The organism is Luteimonas sp. RC10, from assembly GCF_014192745.1.
Lineage (GTDB): Bacteria > Pseudomonadota > Gammaproteobacteria > Xanthomonadales > Xanthomonadaceae > Luteimonas.
In genome coordinates this window covers 271,272-287,217 of record NZ_JACHYJ010000002.1, presented here as the reverse complement: position 1 = coordinate 287,217, position 15,946 = coordinate 271,272, and the positions used below count along the sequence as shown (strand labels likewise).

Below are 15,946 nucleotides of genomic sequence, written 5' to 3'. Positions count from 1 at the left end.
CGTGGCGAATGGCGGTTGTCGTCGCCGCGCGAGATGTGGCATACGAACCGATTGGCCGACGGGGCCGCTGCGGCGACGGGGACGATGGCACGACCGGACAAGGGTAGCGCGAGGCGGCTGGCCGCGTGGGGACTGGTGGCGCTGCTCGCGATCCCGGCGATCGCGATGGCCGCTGGACCGAGTGCCGACGACTACGCACGCTCGCTGGCATTGCGCGCGCAGTGGAGCGGATTGACGCGCAATGTGACCTGGCCGGCGCGCTGGACCGACGATGGGCGCTTCCACTATCGCGCGACGGTCGAGGGGGGCTTCGCCTTCCTGCGCTACGACCTCGCTGGCGGCGGGTCGCGCCGCGCGTTCGACCATGGCGCGATCGCGGCCGCGTTGGGCCGCGCCGATGGCACGCGCCACGATCCGTTGCAGCTGCCGTTCGAGACCTTCGACTACGAGGCCGGCGGTCGTGCGATCGCGTTCCAGGTCGGCGAGGTGCGCTGGGGCTGCACGCTGCAGCCCGCGCATTGCGCGCGCAAGCCGGCGCGCCCGGGCCGGCCGCGTGCGTTTGGCGTGGTGCGCGACCTCACGGTGGCCGCCGACACGACGCCGCGGCCCTCGCCCGACGGGCGCTACGAGGCGCAGGTCGAAGGCGACAATGTCGTCGTGCGCCGGGTGGCCGATGGCCAGGTGGTGCTGCGTGGCAGCGGCGGCAGTACGACGGCATTCGACGATCCGCAGACGTTGGCCTGGTCGCCCGACTCGCGCTGGCTGGCGGTCTACCGGGTGGTGCCGGGCGATCGCCGCGAGGTCGTACGCGTGGAGAGCGCGCCGCGCGACCAGCGCCAGCCGCGCGTGCACACCCAGCTCTATCCCAAGCCCGGCGACTGGGTCGATATCGAGCGGCCGGTGCTGTTCGACGTCGCGCAGGGCCGGCAGTTGGAGATCGACGCCTCGACGTTCGCCAACCCCTACCGGCTCTCGCCGATCCAGTGGCGCCGCGACAGTGGCAGCTTCGCGTTCGAGGTGGTGCATCGCGGCCACCAGCGCGTGGATGTGATCGCGGTCGACATGCCGACCGGCGAGGGTGAGGCGAAGGCGCGGATCGCGATCGCCGAGCCCAGTGCGACCTTCGTGGATACCTGGCGCGGGTTTCGGCATGACCTCGGTGGACTGGGCGATGAGATCGTCTGGGTATCGGAGCGCGACGGCTGGCGTCACCTGTACCTGTTCGACGGCCGCAGTGGTGCGATCCGCCGGCAACTTACGCGCGGCGACTGGGTCGTGCGTGACGTGCTGCGCGTCGACGAGGCCACGCGCCAGGTCTGGTTCACCGCCAGCGGCATGGACGCCGGGCGCGATCCGTATTTCCGCCAACTGTTCCGCGTCAGTCTCGACGGCGGCGACCCGGTGCGCTTGACCGACGCGGATGCCGACCACGACATCGCACTGTCGCCCGATGGCGCGTACTACGTCGACGTGTACTCGCGGGTGGATCTGCCGCCAGTGATGGAACTGCGCCGCGCCGACGGCCGCCTGGTCGCGGAGATCGCGCGCGGCGACATCACAGCGCTGCGCGCGGCCGGCTGGCGGCCGCCCGAGCCATTCGTCGCCAAGGGCCGCGACGGTGTCACCGACATCTGGGGGCTGGTCGTGCGGCCGCGCGACTACGATCCGGCGCGGCGCTACCCGGTGATCGAGAACATCTACGCGGGCCCGCATGATGCGTTCGTGCCCAAGACGTTCTGGCCGTTCGGCTATCACAGTGGCGGCGACAAGGTGATCGGCATGCAGGCGCTGGCGGATCTGGGCTTCATCGTCGTGCAGATCGACGGCATGGGCACGGCGCACCGCGGCAAGGCCTTCCACGATGTGGCCTGGCGCAACCTCGGCGACTCGGGCTTCCCCGACCGCATCGCCTGGCATCGTGCGCTGGCCGCGGTCGACCCGGCCTACGACATCTCGCGCGTGGGCATCTACGGCGCCTCGGCCGGCGGCCAGAGCACACTCGGCGCGCTGTTGTTCCATCCTGACTTCTACAAGGTCGGTGTGGCCTGGAACGGCTGCTACGACAACCGCATGGACAAGATCAGCTGGAACGAGCAGTGGATGGGCCTGCCCGAGGGCGAGGGTGACCACTACGCACGTGCTTCGGGCGTGGACAATGCGCACCGCCTGCAGGGCGAGCTGCTGCTGATCCTCGGCGAGCAGGACGACAACGTCGACCCGGCCTCGACGATGCAGGTCGCCGACGCGCTGATCCGCGCCGGCAAGGATTTCGAACTGCTCGCGATTCCTGGCGGCGGCCATACCGTCGGCCGGTCCAGCGGGCCGATCGACTACGCGCACCGCCGCCAGGCCGAGTTCTTCGTCCGCCACCTGCTCGGCGCCGCACCGCCGCGCTGGAACCGCGTTGCGGCCGCCGCCCCATGAATCCGTTGTCCAGGAGTTGCCCGATGTCCATGCCGCCGCGCCGTCGCACGACGCTGTCCGTCCTCGCCCTGTCGCTCTCGCTTGCGGTCGGCGCCGCCGTGCCGGCATGGGCGCAGGACGCACCCGCCGCTCCGCTGGCCGCGCCCGCCAATGCCGCAGAAACCGCCTTGCGCGCGCTCTACACGCAGGAGTGGGCGTGGCGACAGCAGGAGTTCGTGCGCGTGAAAGTCGACGGGCGCTGGCAATCCGGCGACCGGCTGCCGTCGGTGACCCCCGAGGCCTGGGCGCGCCGCGCCGACTACTGGACCCGGACGCTGGCCGCGCTCGATGCCATCGACGCCGAGGCGCTCGGCAGCGAGGAGCGCATCAATGCCGCGGTGTTCCGCGCCACGCTTCAAGCCAACGTCGCCAATGCGCAGTGGCGCACCTACGAGGCGCCGTTCAACAGCGACAGCTTCTTCTGGGGTGGCATCAATCCGCGCCAGCCGTTCCAGACCGAGGCCGACTGGCGCCGGTTCATCGGCCGGCTGGCGGACGTGCCGCGGTACTTCGACGAGCAGATCGCGAACATGGAGCGCGGCCTGGCACGGGGCTGGAGCGTGCCGCGGGCGACCCTGGACGGCCGCGACAACACGCTCGACCCCTATCTGCAGACAGGCGAGGGCAATCCGCTGCTGGCGACCTTCGAGCGCATTCCTGCCAGCATCCCGGAGCCGGTGCGCACGCAACTGCGCGACGAGGGCCGGCGCGTGGTGCTGGAACGCGCGATCCCGGCGTACTCCAAGCTGCTGGGCTTCATCCGCGGCGAGTACCTGCCGCGCACGCGCACCACGCTCGCCGCCAGCGATCTCCCCGACGGCCGCGCGTTCTATCGCGCGCAGATCCGCGAGTACGTGACCCGCGACATGGACCCGCGGCAGATCCACGACCTGGGCCTGGCCGAGGTCGCGCGGATCACCGCCGAGATGGAGCAGGTCAAGCAGCGCGCCGGCTTCACCGGCACCTTGGCGCAGTTCATCGAGTTCCTGCGCACCGATCCGCAGTTCTACGCGACCACGCCGCGCGGGCTGCTGGCCGAGGCGTCGCTGATCGCCAAGAAGATCGACGGCCAGTTGCAGTACGTCGTCGGCACGCTGCCGCGCTATCGCTTCACGATCCTGCCGGTGGCCGACGACATCGCGCCCATCTACACCTCCGGTCGCGGCGGGCTGGAGGCGTGCTTCTTCAATACCTACGACCTGCCGTCGCGGCCGCTGTACAACCTGCCGGCGCTGGTGCTGCACGAGTGCGCGCCGGGCCACAGCTTTCAGGCCGCGCTCGCGCTCGAGGCGCCGGCACGTCCGCATTTCCGTCAGCAGACCTACTTCTCCGGCTACGGCGAGGGCTGGGGGCTGTACACCGAGTGGCTGGGCACGCGCATGGGCCTGTACGAGACGCCGTACGAGGAGTTCGGGCGGCTCACGTTCGAGATGTGGCGCGCGGCGCGACTGGTGATCGACACCGGCCTGCACGAATACGGTTGGACGCGCGAGCAGGCGATCGATTACCTCGCCAGCCACACCGCGCTCGCCAAGCACGATGTCGTGACCGAGGTCGACCGCTACATCTCCTGGCCGGGCCAGGCGCTGTCGTACTACATCGGCTACAAGACCATCCTCGACCTGCGCGCTGAGGCCGAGCGCGAACTCGGGCCCGCCTTCGACCAGCGGCCGTTCCACGACACGATCCTGAATCTGGGCTCGGTGCCGCTGCCGGTGCTCGAGACGGAGGTGCGCCGCTTCATCGCGGAAGAGAAGGCGAAGCCGGCCGCGCAAGGCTGACCGACGGCGCAGGCGCGCGGTCTCACGGTTTGAGACGTCGCCGCGGCAGGCTGTGCGCATGTCCCGACGAACCGGCAGCGCCGATCTTCCCCTGCATGGCGGGCGCGTGCCCGCGTGGCTGGGCCAGCGCATGACCCGGCTGGGGGCGGTGCTGTGCGAGGCCATCGTGCTCGAGTACGGGCGCGCCGAGCTGCTGCGCCGGCTGGCGCACCCGTTCTGGTTCCAGGCCTTCGGCGCGGTGATGGGCATGGACTGGCATTCGTCGGGCATCACCACCAGCGTGGTCGGCGCGCTCAAGCGCGGGTTGGCGCCGTTGTCGGGCGAGCTCGGTTTGCATGTCTGCGGGGGGCGCGGGCGGCACTCGCGGGCGACGCCCGACGAACTGCTGGCGGTCGGCGCGCGCACCGGGCTCGACGGTGCGGCGCTGGCGCGCACCAGCCGGCTGGTCGCCAAGGTCGACAGCGCGGCGGTGCAGGACGGCTTCGATCTCTATCTGCACGGCTTCATCGTTGCCGATGACGGCCAGTGGGTCGTGATCCAGCAGGGGATGCACGGCGGGCGGGGACAGGCGCGCCGTTATCACTGGCTGTCCGAGGGCCTGGAGAGCTTCGTCGACGCGCCACATGCCGCGATCGACGGGCCGGGGCAGGGGCGGATCGTCAATCTCGCCGACCGGCGCGCGGCGGCATCGCGTGCATCGCAGGTCGCGCTGCTGCAGGAGATGGCACCTGCGCAACTGGTGCGGGAGTTCGGGCAGCTCGAACGGGCGCCGGGCGCGGCGCCGGCACGTGTTCGGGCTGCGACATCGACGCAGTCGACGCCGGGCACGACCGGCGATCTGTTTGCGGCCGCCGGTGGCGACGCGGCTCCGCTGCAGCCGCACCTGAGCCTGCCCGATCATCACGACGTGCGCAGTGGCGATGTCGTGCTGCGGCGGCTGCATGGCGCCCTGGCCGCGGCGGCCGAGTGCGGCCCGCGCGACTTCACCGAACTGCTGGAGGTGCCAGGTGTCGGGGCGCGCACGGTGCGCGCACTCGCGCTGGTCGCCGAGGTCGTGCACGGCACGCCGTGCCGGTTCAGCGATCCGGCGCGGTTCTCGCTGGCACACGGGGGCAAGGACCGGCATCCGTATCCGGTGCCGACGAATGTGCTGGACCACACGATCGAGGTCATGCGCACCGCAGTGACGCGCGCCAAGCTCGGCAACGACGACCGGCTGGCGGCGATCCGTCGGCTCGATGCGCAATCGCGCGCGCTGGAGGCGACCGCGAGCGGCCCGTCGCTGGCGGCCTTCCTGGCCCAGGAGCGCGCCGCCTCGCACGCCTACGGCGGACGCAGCGTGTTCGGCTGGGAGCCGCCGGCGGGAGATGCGGAGATGTCGCGCGCGGGTTGAGGTACCGCGAGGCGTCTGCCCGCCCCAGCCCACCACTTATAAAGGGCGCAATGCCCGCACGCGGGGAGGGGGCGTTGCCCAGCGGACGGGGCGCTTCGCGATGCGGTCACCTCCCCCGCATCGCGGGGGAGGTCGGCGCGCACCGTGCGCCGGGTGGGGGCAGGCTTCGGGCAGGATTCTCAAGGCACCGCGTAGCCCGCCTCGCGCAGCAGGCGGGCGGTCTCGATCAGCGGCAGGCCGACCAGTGCGGTCGGGTCGTCGCTGGTGATCGCCTCGAACAGGGCGATGCCCAGACCTTCGCATTTGAAGCTGCCGGCGCAGTCGAAGGGTTGCTCGGCGTCGACGTAGCGCTCGATCGTCGCCCGGTCGAGGGCGCGGAAGCGCACTTGCGTGCGGTCGAGGGCCTGGCGTGCCGGTTCGCCATTGCGGACCAGGGCGACGGCGGTGTGGAACACCACGGTGCGGCCGGCCATCGCCGACAACTGGACGATGGCGCCGTTACGGTCGCCGGGTTTGCCCAGCGGCGCGCCATCGAGCGCGGCGACCTGGTCGGAGCCGATGACCCAGGCGTCCGGTGCATGGGTCGCCACGTCGACCGCCTTGGCCAGCGCCAGGCGTGTCGCCAGCGCCTGCGCGTCCTCGCCCGGTGCCGGCGTCTCGGACACCTCGGGGCGCCGGCATTCGAAGGGCAGGCGCAGGCGGGCGAGCAGGTCGCGGCGGTAGGGGGAGGTGGAACCGAGGATCAGGGGCGCGGGCATCGTGGGTCCTGTGCAGCAGGGGATCAGGGCGGGTGGGGCAGAGAGGCGCGGCGTGCGCCGTCATCCTCGCCTGAATGGGTCGGCGATCGCAGTGTGGCCGCCCGCGCCGCTACAATACCGACCCATCGGCCGGCGCCTGCGGTGCGATCGGCCACTGTCGAACGATAACGGCAGCATCGCCGGGCGGTCGAAGACGATTCCGGGGCGATGGCGTATTTGACAGGCTCTCGGCACGTCTTTAACATTCAGCGGCTTATGTCCGCGCAAATGCCCGAGTTGGTCGATGCTTGGCGTCTGGTCGCGGCCGGAAGCCGTCTGGAAGCCAAGGTTCCGTTGTCGTCGATGTCGCGTCTTCGCGACGTCCTGGCCGATACCGAGGCCGACGATGTCGTCTGCTCGATCGAGTTCGGTCGCGACGCGCTGCAGATTCCGTATGCGGAACTGCGGATCGACGCGATGCTGCCGCTGATGTGTCAGCGCAGTCTGCAGCGGTTCGTGTTGCCGGTCGGCACGGTGCAGCGGTTGGGCCTGATCCGCGACGAGGCGGACGAGGCCGGGCTGCTGCCGGACTACGAAGCGCTGCTGGTCCCCGAGGACGGCATGTTGTCGCCGGCCACGCTGGTCGAGGACGAGCTGATTCTCGCGGTGCCGCTGATTCCGGCGGCCCCGGGGTCGGAAACGGTCGAGCGCGATTGGCCGGTGTCGACCGAAGAAGAAACACGCGTCAATCCGTTCGCGGCATTGGCGGATCTGAAGAAAGAACGAAACAACTGAACCTGTTGCTGGAGCAATTCCCATGGCTGTGCAGAAATCCCGAGTGACCCCGTCCCGCCGTGGCCAGCGCCGCGCGCACGACAAGCTGAGCGCCAAGCTGCTGTCGACCGACCCGACGACCGGCGAGACCCATATCCGCCACCACGTCACGGCCGATGGCTACTATCGCGGCAAGCAGGTGATCCAGCCCAAGACGCGGATCGTCGAGGAAGACTGAAGTCTTCCCCCGGGTCCGTCGCATCACGGCGGACCCTTCGGCGTGTATCGCGCTTTTTGGTATCACGCTTTCCAGGCGACGCGCCGCGTTGCGGCATAGCGCCGGTCGCTTTCGCGAGTTCGCGGACGCTCCGGTCGCCGCCGTCCTTCCCAAGACGTTCATGAGGCGAGGGCAGTCCGCACGATGAGCAGCGAACGCATCTATTCCCGCATCGCAGGCACCGGCAGTTATCTGCCCGAGAAGGTGCTGACCAACGACGATCTGTCGAAGATCGTTGACACCAGCGATGAGTGGATCGCATCCCGCACCGGCATTCGCGAGCGTCACATCGCGGCCGAAGGCGAGACCACCAGCGATCTGGCCTTCCACGCCGCCACGCGCGCGATGGAGGCGGCCGGTGTCTCGGCCGGCGAGCTCGACCTGATCATCGTCGGCACCACCACGCCCGACATCATCTTCCCGTCCACCGCCTGCCTGCTGCAGGCGCGGCTGGGCGCGGGCGGTTGCGGCGCGTTCGACGTCAACGCGGCCTGCTCGGGCTTCCTGTTCGCGATGTCGGTCGCCGACAAGTTCATCAAGTCCGGCGATGCCAAGACCGTGCTCGTGGTCGGCGCCGAGACGCTCACCCGCATGGTCGACTGGACCGAACGCACGACCTGCGTGCTGTTCGGCGACGGGGCCGGCGCGGTGGTGCTCAAGGCCGATCGCGAGACCGGCATCCTCAGCACCCATCTGCATGCCGATGGCGCGAAGAAGGAACTGCTGTGGAACCCGGTCGGCGTGTCCGCCGGTTTCAAGCCCGACGAGCCCAATGCCGGCGTGCGCATCCGCATGGCAGGCAGCGAGGTGTTCAAGTACGCGGTCAAGGCGCTCGACTCGGTGGTCGACGAGACGCTGCACGCCAACGGCCTGGATCGCCACGACATCGACTGGCTGATCCCGCATCAGGCCAACCTGCGCATCATCGAGGCCACCGCCAAGCGGCTGGACATGCCGATGGATCGGGTGGTCGTGACCGTGGACCGGCACGGCAACACCTCGTCGGGGTCGGTGCCGCTGGCGCTGGACGAGGCGGTGCGCTCGGGCCGCGTCGAGCGCGGCCAGTTGCTGCTGCTGGAAGCGTTCGGCGGCGGATTCACTTGGGGTTCGGCGCTGCTGCGCTACTGAATGCCGATCGTGGCGCGCGCGTGACCGGTCCGGCCCGCGCGGACCGGCTGCGATCGCAGGGAGGATGCCGCCATGGGCGTGCAATCGATCGTCATCGCCGGGCGCGAGGCCTGGCTCAAGGCCTATGAGGCCGGAGACAGCCGTAAGCTGACCCTCGGCCTGCTCGACGCCGTCGTCCGCAAGCTGGAAATCGATGCGCTGCGTCCGCCGCCGCATCCCGGCGGCGAGGAGGCCAAGGCCATCGAGGCGCGCCGCCTGGCCGAGCTCGAAGCCCTGGGGATCCGTGTGCCGCGGGTGCTCGGAGAAGGCGAGTCGACCCTGCTGCTCAGCGACATCGGCACCACGCTGGCCGCACGCCTGCGCGCCGCCGATGGCGATGCGGCCACGATCGATGCGCTGACCCGGCAGGTGATCGCTGCGATTTCCGATGCGCATGCACGCGGCGCCTATTTCGGGCAGATGGTCCCGCGCAACATCACCATCGATGACGCCGGCCGCGTGGGCTTCATCGACTTCGAGGAAGATCCGCTCGAGGTCATGTCGCTGCCGCAGGCGCAGGCGCGCGACTGGCTGCTGTTCGCCTTTGGCATCGCCAAATACTACGACGGACGCACCGACGCGCTGGCCGATCTGCTCGCGCCGGCGCTGCGTGATGGGCCCGGCGAGGTTGCGTGGCATGCGGGGCAGGTGGGGCGCCTGCAGGGGCTGGCGCGGCGCATGCAGTGGCTGGGGCGCTCGGCGCGGCATATCGCCCATTCGATCCTGGTGGTGCATGCCGCGACGTTGCTGCCGCTGCTGGTGCTGGCCTTCGTGCTGTGGGACTGGATCGATGACGGTGAGATCGATCTGCTGCAGATGTTGTTCTGAACCTGCGTGACTGGCCGCTGCGCTGCTGCGCCGAGGGCGTGACCGCGCGCACGCGTCGTCGCCCTGCATACGCCTGAGTACAGACAATGTCGTACCCGGGCCCTTATCATCGCCCCGGTTTTTTCCGCTGGAAGATCGTGTGACCGCATCGCAACTCGCATTCGTGTTTCCCGGGCAGGGCTCGCAGTCGCTGGGCATGCTCGGCGAACTGGCCGCGCAGCACCCGATCGTGATCGACACGTTCGCGGAAGCTTCCGACGGTGCCGGCGTGGACCTGTGGGCGCTGGCCCAGCAGGGGCCGGAAGCTGAGTTGGGCCGCACCGAGTTCACCCAGCCGGCGCTGTTGGCCGCTGGGGTCGCGGTGTGGCGCGCGTGGCAGCAGCGCGGCGGTGCCCGCCCGGCGGTGCTCGCCGGCCACAGCCTGGGCGAATACACCGCGCTGGTCGCGGCCGGTGCGCTGTCGCTGGCCGACGGTGCCCGCCTGGTGCGCCTGCGCGGGCAGCTGATGCAGGACGCCGCGCCCGCCGGGACCGGGGCGATGGCCGCGGTCATCGGCGCCGAGGATGCGATGGTCGAGGCCCTGTGCCGCGACGTGTCGGCCGACACCTCGGTGGTGGTACCGGCCAACTTCAATTCCCCCGGCCAAGTCGTGATCGGCGGGCATGCCGACGCCGTCGACCGGGCGATCGCGCTGCTGGGCGAGCGTGGCGTGCGCAAGGTGGTGAAGCTCGCGGTCAGCGTGCCCTCGCATACCCCACTGATGCGCGAGGCCGCCGACCGGCTGGCCGACGCGATGGGTGAGATTACCTGGCAAGCGCCTGCGCTGCCGGTGGTGCAGAACGTCGATGCGGCCGTGCACGACGAGGTCGGAGCGATCCGCGATGCGCTGGTGCGCCAGCTCTACTTGCCGGTGCAGTGGACGCGTTGCGTCGAGGCCCTGGCCGCGCGCGGCACCACCCGTATCGCCGAGTGCGGGCCGGGCAAGGTGCTGGCGGGCCTGGTCAAGCGCATCGACAAGTCGATCGAGGCGCGGGCGCTGGGCCTGCCGGCCGATTTCGACGCCGCCCTGGCCGATTGGGCCGCCTGATCCCCGGGCGACGGATCGGCCGGCTGGCGCGGATCGCGGGCAGGGCGGACGGGCATTGCACCGTGCGCCGTGATCTCGATCGATCCGTGACCCCGCTGTAGATCCGTCGCACCCGACGTCTTTTTTTGGAGCATTCCATGAGCACACCGCTTTCGGGCGAGATCGCCCTCGTCACCGGCGCCAGCCGCGGCATCGGCGCCGCGATTGCCGACACCCTGGCCGCGCAGGGCGCGACCGTGATCGGCACCGCGACCAGCGAGGCCGGCGCTGCGAAGATCGGCGAACGCCTGGCCGCGCATGGTGGCCATGGCCGCGTGCTGGATGTGGCGCAGGCCGGCGCGATCGAGGCGCTGGTCGAGTCGATTGCCGCCGAGTTCGGTGCGATCTCGATTCTCGTCAACAACGCCGGCATCACCCGCGACAATCTGCTGATGCGCATGAAGGACGAGGACTGGCAGGCCATCCTCGACACCAACCTGACCAGCGTCTACCGCAGCTCCAAGGCAGTGATGCGCGGCATGATGAAGGCGCGCCGCGGCCGCATCGTCAACATCGCCTCGGTGATCGGTGTGACCGGCAACGCCGGCCAGGCCAACTACGCCGCGGCCAAGGCCGGGATCATCGCCTTCAGCAAGTCGCTGGCCAAGGAGATCGGCTCGCGCGGGGTCACGGTCAACGTGGTCGCGCCCGGCTTCATCGCCACCGACATGACCCGCGACCTGCCCGAGGCCTCCAAGGCCGCGCTGACCGAGCAGATCGCGCTCGGCCGCCTGGGCGAGCCGAACGACATCGCGCAGGCGGTGGCGTTCCTGGCCAGTCCGGCCGCCGCCTACATCACCGGTGAAACCCTGCACGTCAACGGCGGCATGTACATGCCCTGAGACGGCCGTCACCGTCCTCCCAATTTCGAGGGCAAGTCGTTGAATGGCAAGGGCTTCGATGGTGGTGCGCCCGCTGCCCGGCTTTCCCTTACACTATCCACCGCAAATCGCCTCCCCGGAGCAGAAGACCTATGAGCAACATCGAAGAGCGCGTCAAGAAAATCGTGATCGAGCAGCTGGGCGTCAAGGAAGACGAGGTCAGCAACAACGCCTCGTTCGTCGACGACCTGGGCGCCGACTCGCTGGATACCGTCGAGCTGGTGATGGCGCTGGAAGAAGAGTTCGAGTGCGAGATCCCGGACGAAGAAGCCGAGAAGATCACCTCGGTGCAGCAGGCGATCGACTACATCAAGGCACACGCCAAGGGCTGATGCCCGCGTCCTGCGTCGCGCCGCTTTGCGGTGCGCGCAGGTGCCGACCGGTCCGCCGGTCGGCTGCCCGATCCGAATCTGTCACGAGGCCGCACTGCGGCCTCGTGCGTATCGGCGGCCGCGATCTGCGCCGCATCCACGTCAGGAGTTCACCATGGCCAAGCGCCGCGTCGTCATCACGGGCATCGGCATTCTCTCGCCGCTGGGCAACGACCTGGCCTCGAGTTGGGACGGCATCGTCAACGGGCGTTCGGGCATCGGCCCGATCACGCATTTCGACGCCTCCAACTTCGCCACGCGTATCGCTGGCGAGGTCAAGGGCTTCGATGCCGGACAGTGGATCGGGCCCAAAGACATCAAGAAAATGGACCCCTTCGTGCACTACGGCGTGGCCGGCGGCCTGATGGCGATCGCCGACGCCGGGCTTGAGATCCGCGAGGCGGACGCCGAGCGCATCGGTGTGGCGATCGGCGCGGGCATCGGTGGCCTGAAGGGCATCGAAGAAACCGCAATCAAGTACCACGAGGGCGGTCCGCGCAAGATCTCGCCGTTCTACGTGCCCAGCACGATCATCAACATGATTTCCGGCCAGGTCTCGATCATGACCGGGGCCAAGGGGCCGAACATCGCCGCGGTCACCGCGTGCACGACGGCCACCCACAACATCGGCCTGGCGATGCGCATGATCCAGTACGGCGATGCCGACGTGATGATCGCCGGTGGCGCCGAGTTCGCGACCACGCCCACCTCGGTCGGCGGCTTCTGCTCGATGAAGGCGCTGTCCACACGCAACGACGACCCGACCGCGGCCTCGCGGCCGTGGGATCGCGACCGCGACGGCTTCGTCATGGGCGATGGCGCGGGCATCCTGGTGCTCGAAGAGTACGAACGCGCCAAGGCGCGCGGCGCACGCATCTACGCCGAGGTCGCCGGTTTCGGCATGAGCGGCGACGCCTACCACATGACCGCGCCCAGCGAGAACGGCGAGGGCGGCGCACGCTGCATGCGCGCGGCGATCGCCGACGCCGGTATCGACGCCTCGCAGATCGGCTACATCAACGCGCACGGCACCTCGACGCCGGCCGGCGACCTGGCCGAGACGATGGGCATCAAGAGCGTGCTTGGCGATCAGGCCGGCAAGGTGATGGTCAGCTCGACCAAGTCGATGACCGGCCATCTGCTCGGCGCAGCCGGCGGCGTGGAAGCGGTGTTCTCGGCGATGGCGCTGCACGCCGGCATCATTCCGCCGACCATCAACCTCGACCATCCGGGCGAGGGCTGCGACCTCGACTACGTCCCGCACACCGCGCGGCAGGTGCAGGTCGAGTACGCGATGTCGAACTCGTTCGGCTTCGGCGGCACCAACGGCTCGCTGGTGTTCCGCAAGGTCTGACGCCTCCGGTATCCAGACGACGACAAGGCCCGCGCAAGCGGGCCTTGTCGTTGGTGGCAGTCGGGAGCCTTTCGCGCGCGCGATCAAAGTTCGCTCCGTAGGCGGGGACGGCGCACGATCCAGGCCCTCCCGCGTGCGGCGAGGCGGCGCGATTACGGCCTCCCCCCGTGCGGTGAGGCGAGCGATCAAAGCCCTCCCCCGCGTGCGGGGGAGGGCTGGGTGGGGGCCGCAGTGAAACAGCCACCCGCATCGCGCGCAGGAGCAGCCCCCACCCGGCGCCTGTGGCGCCGACCTCCCCCGCCGGCGGGGGAGGTGAACGAGAAAGCCTTCCCTCGCGTGCGGAGATGCGCGCGATCAAAGCCCTCCGGCGTGCGGAGAAGCGGCGCGATTAAAGCCCTCCCGCGTGCGGGGAGGCGGTGCGATTGCGGCCTCCCGCGTGCGGCGAGGCGGCGCGATCGAAGCCCTCCCCGCGTGCGGGGGAGGGTTGGGTGGGGGCCGCAGTGCAGCGGACACCCGCATCGCGCGCAGGAGCAGCCCCCACCCGGCGCCTGTGGCACCGACCTCCCCCGCCGGCGGGGGAGGTGAACGACAAAGCCTTCCCCCGCGTGCGGGGGAGGTGCGCGATATGGCGTTCTCCCGCAGGCGGGACGGCACGCTTTCGTCAGCCGCGCTTCCAGCGCACGCCCTGGGGGGTGTCCTCGAGCACGATGCGTTCGGCGGCCAGTTGGTCGCGGATGGCGTCGGCGCGGGCGAAGTCGCGGGCGGCCTTGGCGGCGACGCGTTCGTCGATCAGGGCCTGGATGCGGGCGTCGTCGTCGTCGCTGGCGCCGCGGCCGAACCAGTCGGCCGGCGCCTGTTGCAGCAGGCCCAGGGCCAGCCCGGCGCCGAGCAGCGCGGCTTTGTGCGTAGCGCGGACCTCGGGCGTTTCGGCGCGCCGGGCCTCGCCGGCGATACGCGCCAGTTCGGCGAGTGCGGCCGGCGTGTTGAGATCCTCGTCGAGGGCCTGCTCGATGCTGTCGGGGATCGCCGGAGCCGCGTCGACGTCCTGCAGGTCGCGCAGGGTGCCGTAGAGCCGGTCGAGGGTGCGCACCGATTGCTCGATCAACGCGTCCGACCAGTCCAGCGGCTGGCGGTAGTGCGCCGACAGCAATGCATAGCGCAGCGCCTCAGGCGGGTGGGCGCGGACGAGGTCGTGTACGCGCTCGATGTTGCCCAGTGACTTGGACATCTTGCTGCCGGCGAAGGTCAGCATGCCGTTGTGCAGCCACACGCGCGCGAACGGCGCGCCGCCATGGGCGCACTCACTCTGCGCGATCTCGTTCTCGTGGTGCGGGAACTGCAGGTCGACGCCGCCGGCATGGATGTCGATCGTGGTGCCCAGATGCGCGGCGGCCATCGCCGAGCACTCGATGTGCCAGCCCGGGCGACCACGGCCCCAGGGCGAGTCCCAGCCGGGCAGAGACTCGGTCGAGGGCTTCCACAGCACGAAGTCGCCGGGGCCGCGCTTGTAGGGCGCGACCTCGATGCGGGCCCCGGCGAGCATGTCGTCGGGGTCGCGGCGCGAGAGCTTGCCGTAGCCGGCGAAGGTGTCGACTGCGAACAGCACGTGGCCTTCGGCGGCGTAGGCGTGGCCGGCGGCGATCAGCGATTCGATCATCGCGACGATGCCATCGATGTGCGCGGTCGCGGCCGGTTCGATGTCCGGCGGGGCGACGCCGAGCGCGGTCATGTCCTCGCGATAGGCGGCGACGAAGCGGTCGGTGATCGCCGAGATCGGCACGCCCTGGGCGGCTGCGGCGGCGTTGATCTTGTCGTCGACGTCGGTGATGTTGCGCGCATAGCGCAGCGCGCCATGCCGGCGGCGCAGCAGGTCGGCCAGCACGCCGAACACCACCGGGCCGCGCGCATTGCCGATGTGCACATAGTTGTAGACGGTGGGGCCGCAGACGTACATCGTCGGGCAGGCGGGGTCGAGTGGGGCGAAGGGCTCCACCTGACGGCTCAGGCTGTTGTACAGATGCAGGGACATTGCGTGCTCGCCGGATAACCGCTCGATTCTAGCGGCGGGGCGCTGCCGGCGACAGGTCGCACACGGCCTTGGCATGTCGCCAAGCCGGCCGGGTCACGACAGCGAGGATTCAGCCCCGGTCGCCGGGGGGCGCCTACACTGGTTCGGTGCCCACGCTCGCCCGTCGAATCCGCCGCTCGTCCATGCCGGTGCCCGTCCTGGCCCTGCTGGCCGTTGCCGCGCCAGGGGCAGCGCTCGCACAATCGCCGGCCGCATCGGCGCCGACGGCGCAACAGCAGATCGAGAACGCGCGTATCGAGTACGCCCAGGTGCTGCGCGCCGAGCCGGTGTACCAGACGTTGCGCGCCACCAGCATGGTCGAGCGCTGCGAGGCGACCACGCCGGTGACGGCCGACTCGCAACGCCGCGGCTTCGCGCGGGTGGTGGGGGCGGTCAAGGACGTGCTGCGTTCGGACGATGAAAAGGTCGAGGAAGTCGACCGCTCGGCCGGCGGCGACTGCCGCATGGTGCCGGTCGAACGCGAGTTCCGCAGGCCGATCGCCTATGACGTCGACTATGTGTACAAGGGCGTCAAGTACCGCTCCCGGCTGCCCTACGATCCCGGCAACCGGCTGCGCGTACGGGTCTCGGTGACCCCGATCGTCGAACCGCGTTGAGCCGGCAGCCGGCGCCTGTTGCAGCGCAGCGCAGCGCGTGCGAGGATGCGCGCCCATGACCGCATGCCGCGCCGACGCTGACATCCTGACCTCCGCCCGTATGGCGTCG

The 15,946-nt window shown here is 70.0% G+C and carries 14 protein-coding genes; 12 read left to right on the top strand and 2 right to left on the bottom strand.

Going from position 1 to position 15,946, the window contains the following annotated elements:
* The first annotated feature begins 165 nt into the window (after positions 1–165).
* Genes FHW73_RS05080 through FHW73_RS05070 form a run of 3 tightly spaced genes read left to right on the top strand, consistent with a single transcriptional unit; the run spans position 166 to position 5,637 of the window.
* Positions 166–2,424, top strand: a complete 2,259-nt coding sequence (locus tag FHW73_RS05080; protein WP_255492762.1) for a S9 family peptidase — start codon at positions 166–168, stop codon at positions 2,422–2,424.
* A gap of 29 nt (positions 2,425–2,453) precedes the next feature.
* Positions 2,454–4,244 (top strand): DUF885 family protein, encoded by a 1,791-nt coding sequence (locus FHW73_RS05075; RefSeq protein WP_183425973.1) that lies wholly within the window; start codon positions 2,454–2,456, stop codon positions 4,242–4,244.
* Between the two features lie 58 nt (positions 4,245–4,302).
* Positions 4,303–5,637, top strand: a complete 1,335-nt coding sequence (locus tag FHW73_RS05070; RefSeq protein ID WP_183425633.1) for a DUF763 domain-containing protein — start codon at positions 4,303–4,305, stop codon at positions 5,635–5,637.
* A 179-nt stretch (positions 5,638–5,816) separates the two neighbouring features.
* Here the strand turns inward: FHW73_RS05070 and FHW73_RS05065 are convergent, their stop codons facing one another.
* On the bottom strand, positions 5,817–6,395 hold the full coding sequence (locus FHW73_RS05065) for a nucleoside triphosphate pyrophosphatase (protein WP_183425632.1): 579 nt from the start codon (positions 6,393–6,395) through the stop codon (positions 5,817–5,819).
* Positions 6,396–6,650: 255 nt separating this feature from the next.
* On the opposite strand from FHW73_RS05065, the gene FHW73_RS05060 reads away from it, so the two are divergent.
* From FHW73_RS05060 to fabF, 8 genes are all read left to right on the top strand, one after another.
* Entirely contained in the window at positions 6,651–7,169 is a 519-nt protein-coding gene (locus tag FHW73_RS05060) for a YceD family protein (protein WP_183425631.1), read from the top strand.
* Between the two features lie 22 nt (positions 7,170–7,191).
* Positions 7,192–7,386: a 50S ribosomal protein L32 gene (rpmF, locus tag FHW73_RS05055; RefSeq protein ID WP_183425630.1), complete on the top strand. Its 195-nt coding sequence runs from the start codon at positions 7,192–7,194 to the stop codon at positions 7,384–7,386.
* 183 nt (positions 7,387–7,569) lie between these two features.
* A complete protein-coding gene (locus FHW73_RS05050; RefSeq protein WP_183425629.1) occupies positions 7,570–8,553 on the top strand; it encodes a beta-ketoacyl-ACP synthase III in 984 nt (327 codons plus the stop codon).
* Between the two features lie 72 nt (positions 8,554–8,625).
* Positions 8,626–9,420, top strand: coding sequence for a serine/threonine protein phosphatase (locus FHW73_RS05045; protein ID WP_183425628.1), 795 nt, complete (start codon positions 8,626–8,628; stop codon positions 9,418–9,420).
* A gap of 139 nt (positions 9,421–9,559) precedes the next feature.
* Positions 9,560–10,507 (top strand): ACP S-malonyltransferase, encoded by a 948-nt coding sequence (gene fabD / locus FHW73_RS05040; protein WP_183425627.1) that lies wholly within the window; start codon positions 9,560–9,562, stop codon positions 10,505–10,507.
* A gap of 137 nt (positions 10,508–10,644) precedes the next feature.
* Entirely contained in the window at positions 10,645–11,388 is a 744-nt protein-coding gene (gene fabG, locus FHW73_RS05035) for a 3-oxoacyl-ACP reductase FabG (RefSeq protein ID WP_183425626.1), read from the top strand.
* A gap of 131 nt (positions 11,389–11,519) precedes the next feature.
* On the top strand, positions 11,520–11,759 hold the full coding sequence (gene acpP / locus FHW73_RS05030) for an acyl carrier protein (RefSeq protein ID WP_047137282.1): 240 nt from the start codon (positions 11,520–11,522) through the stop codon (positions 11,757–11,759).
* A 154-nt stretch (positions 11,760–11,913) separates the two neighbouring features.
* Positions 11,914–13,152: a beta-ketoacyl-ACP synthase II gene (fabF, locus tag FHW73_RS05025; RefSeq protein ID WP_183425625.1), complete on the top strand. Its 1,239-nt coding sequence runs from the start codon at positions 11,914–11,916 to the stop codon at positions 13,150–13,152.
* A gap of 661 nt (positions 13,153–13,813) precedes the next feature.
* Here fabF and cysS read toward each other — a convergent pair.
* Positions 13,814–15,181 (bottom strand): cysteine--tRNA ligase, encoded by a 1,368-nt coding sequence (gene cysS / locus FHW73_RS05020; protein ID WP_183425624.1) that lies wholly within the window; start codon positions 15,179–15,181, stop codon positions 13,814–13,816.
* Between the two features lie 182 nt (positions 15,182–15,363).
* Between cysS and FHW73_RS05015 the strand changes: the two genes are divergently transcribed.
* Positions 15,364–15,837 (top strand): hypothetical protein, encoded by a 474-nt coding sequence (locus FHW73_RS05015; protein ID WP_183425623.1) that lies wholly within the window; start codon positions 15,364–15,366, stop codon positions 15,835–15,837.
* The last annotated feature ends 109 nt before the right edge of the window (positions 15,838–15,946 follow it).

Excerpts from the sequence above, each read along its gene's own strand:
- FHW73_RS05080 (WP_255492762.1), top strand. The coding sequence starts at position 166 with ATGGCCGCTGGACCGAGTGCCGACGACTACGCACGCTCGCTGGCATTG.
- FHW73_RS05075 (WP_183425973.1), top strand. The coding sequence starts at position 2,454 with ATGCCGCCGCGCCGTCGCACGACGCTGTCCGTCCTCGCCCTGTCGCTC.
- FHW73_RS05070 (WP_183425633.1), top strand. The coding sequence starts at position 4,303 with ATGTCCCGACGAACCGGCAGCGCCGATCTTCCCCTGCATGGCGGGCGC.
- FHW73_RS05065 (WP_183425632.1), bottom strand. The coding sequence starts at position 6,395 with ATGCCCGCGCCCCTGATCCTCGGTTCCACCTCCCCCTACCGCCGCGAC.
- FHW73_RS05060 (WP_183425631.1), top strand. The coding sequence starts at position 6,651 with ATGTCCGCGCAAATGCCCGAGTTGGTCGATGCTTGGCGTCTGGTCGCG.
- rpmF (WP_183425630.1), top strand. The coding sequence starts at position 7,192 with ATGGCTGTGCAGAAATCCCGAGTGACCCCGTCCCGCCGTGGCCAGCGC.
- FHW73_RS05050 (WP_183425629.1), top strand. The coding sequence starts at position 7,570 with ATGAGCAGCGAACGCATCTATTCCCGCATCGCAGGCACCGGCAGTTAT.
- FHW73_RS05045 (WP_183425628.1), top strand. The coding sequence starts at position 8,626 with ATGGGCGTGCAATCGATCGTCATCGCCGGGCGCGAGGCCTGGCTCAAG.
- fabG (WP_183425626.1), top strand. The coding sequence starts at position 10,645 with ATGAGCACACCGCTTTCGGGCGAGATCGCCCTCGTCACCGGCGCCAGC.
- acpP (WP_047137282.1), top strand. The coding sequence starts at position 11,520 with ATGAGCAACATCGAAGAGCGCGTCAAGAAAATCGTGATCGAGCAGCTG.
- fabF (WP_183425625.1), top strand. The coding sequence starts at position 11,914 with ATGGCCAAGCGCCGCGTCGTCATCACGGGCATCGGCATTCTCTCGCCG.
- cysS (WP_183425624.1), bottom strand. The coding sequence starts at position 15,181 with ATGTCCCTGCATCTGTACAACAGCCTGAGCCGTCAGGTGGAGCCCTTC.
- FHW73_RS05015 (WP_183425623.1), top strand. The coding sequence starts at position 15,364 with ATGCCGGTGCCCGTCCTGGCCCTGCTGGCCGTTGCCGCGCCAGGGGCA.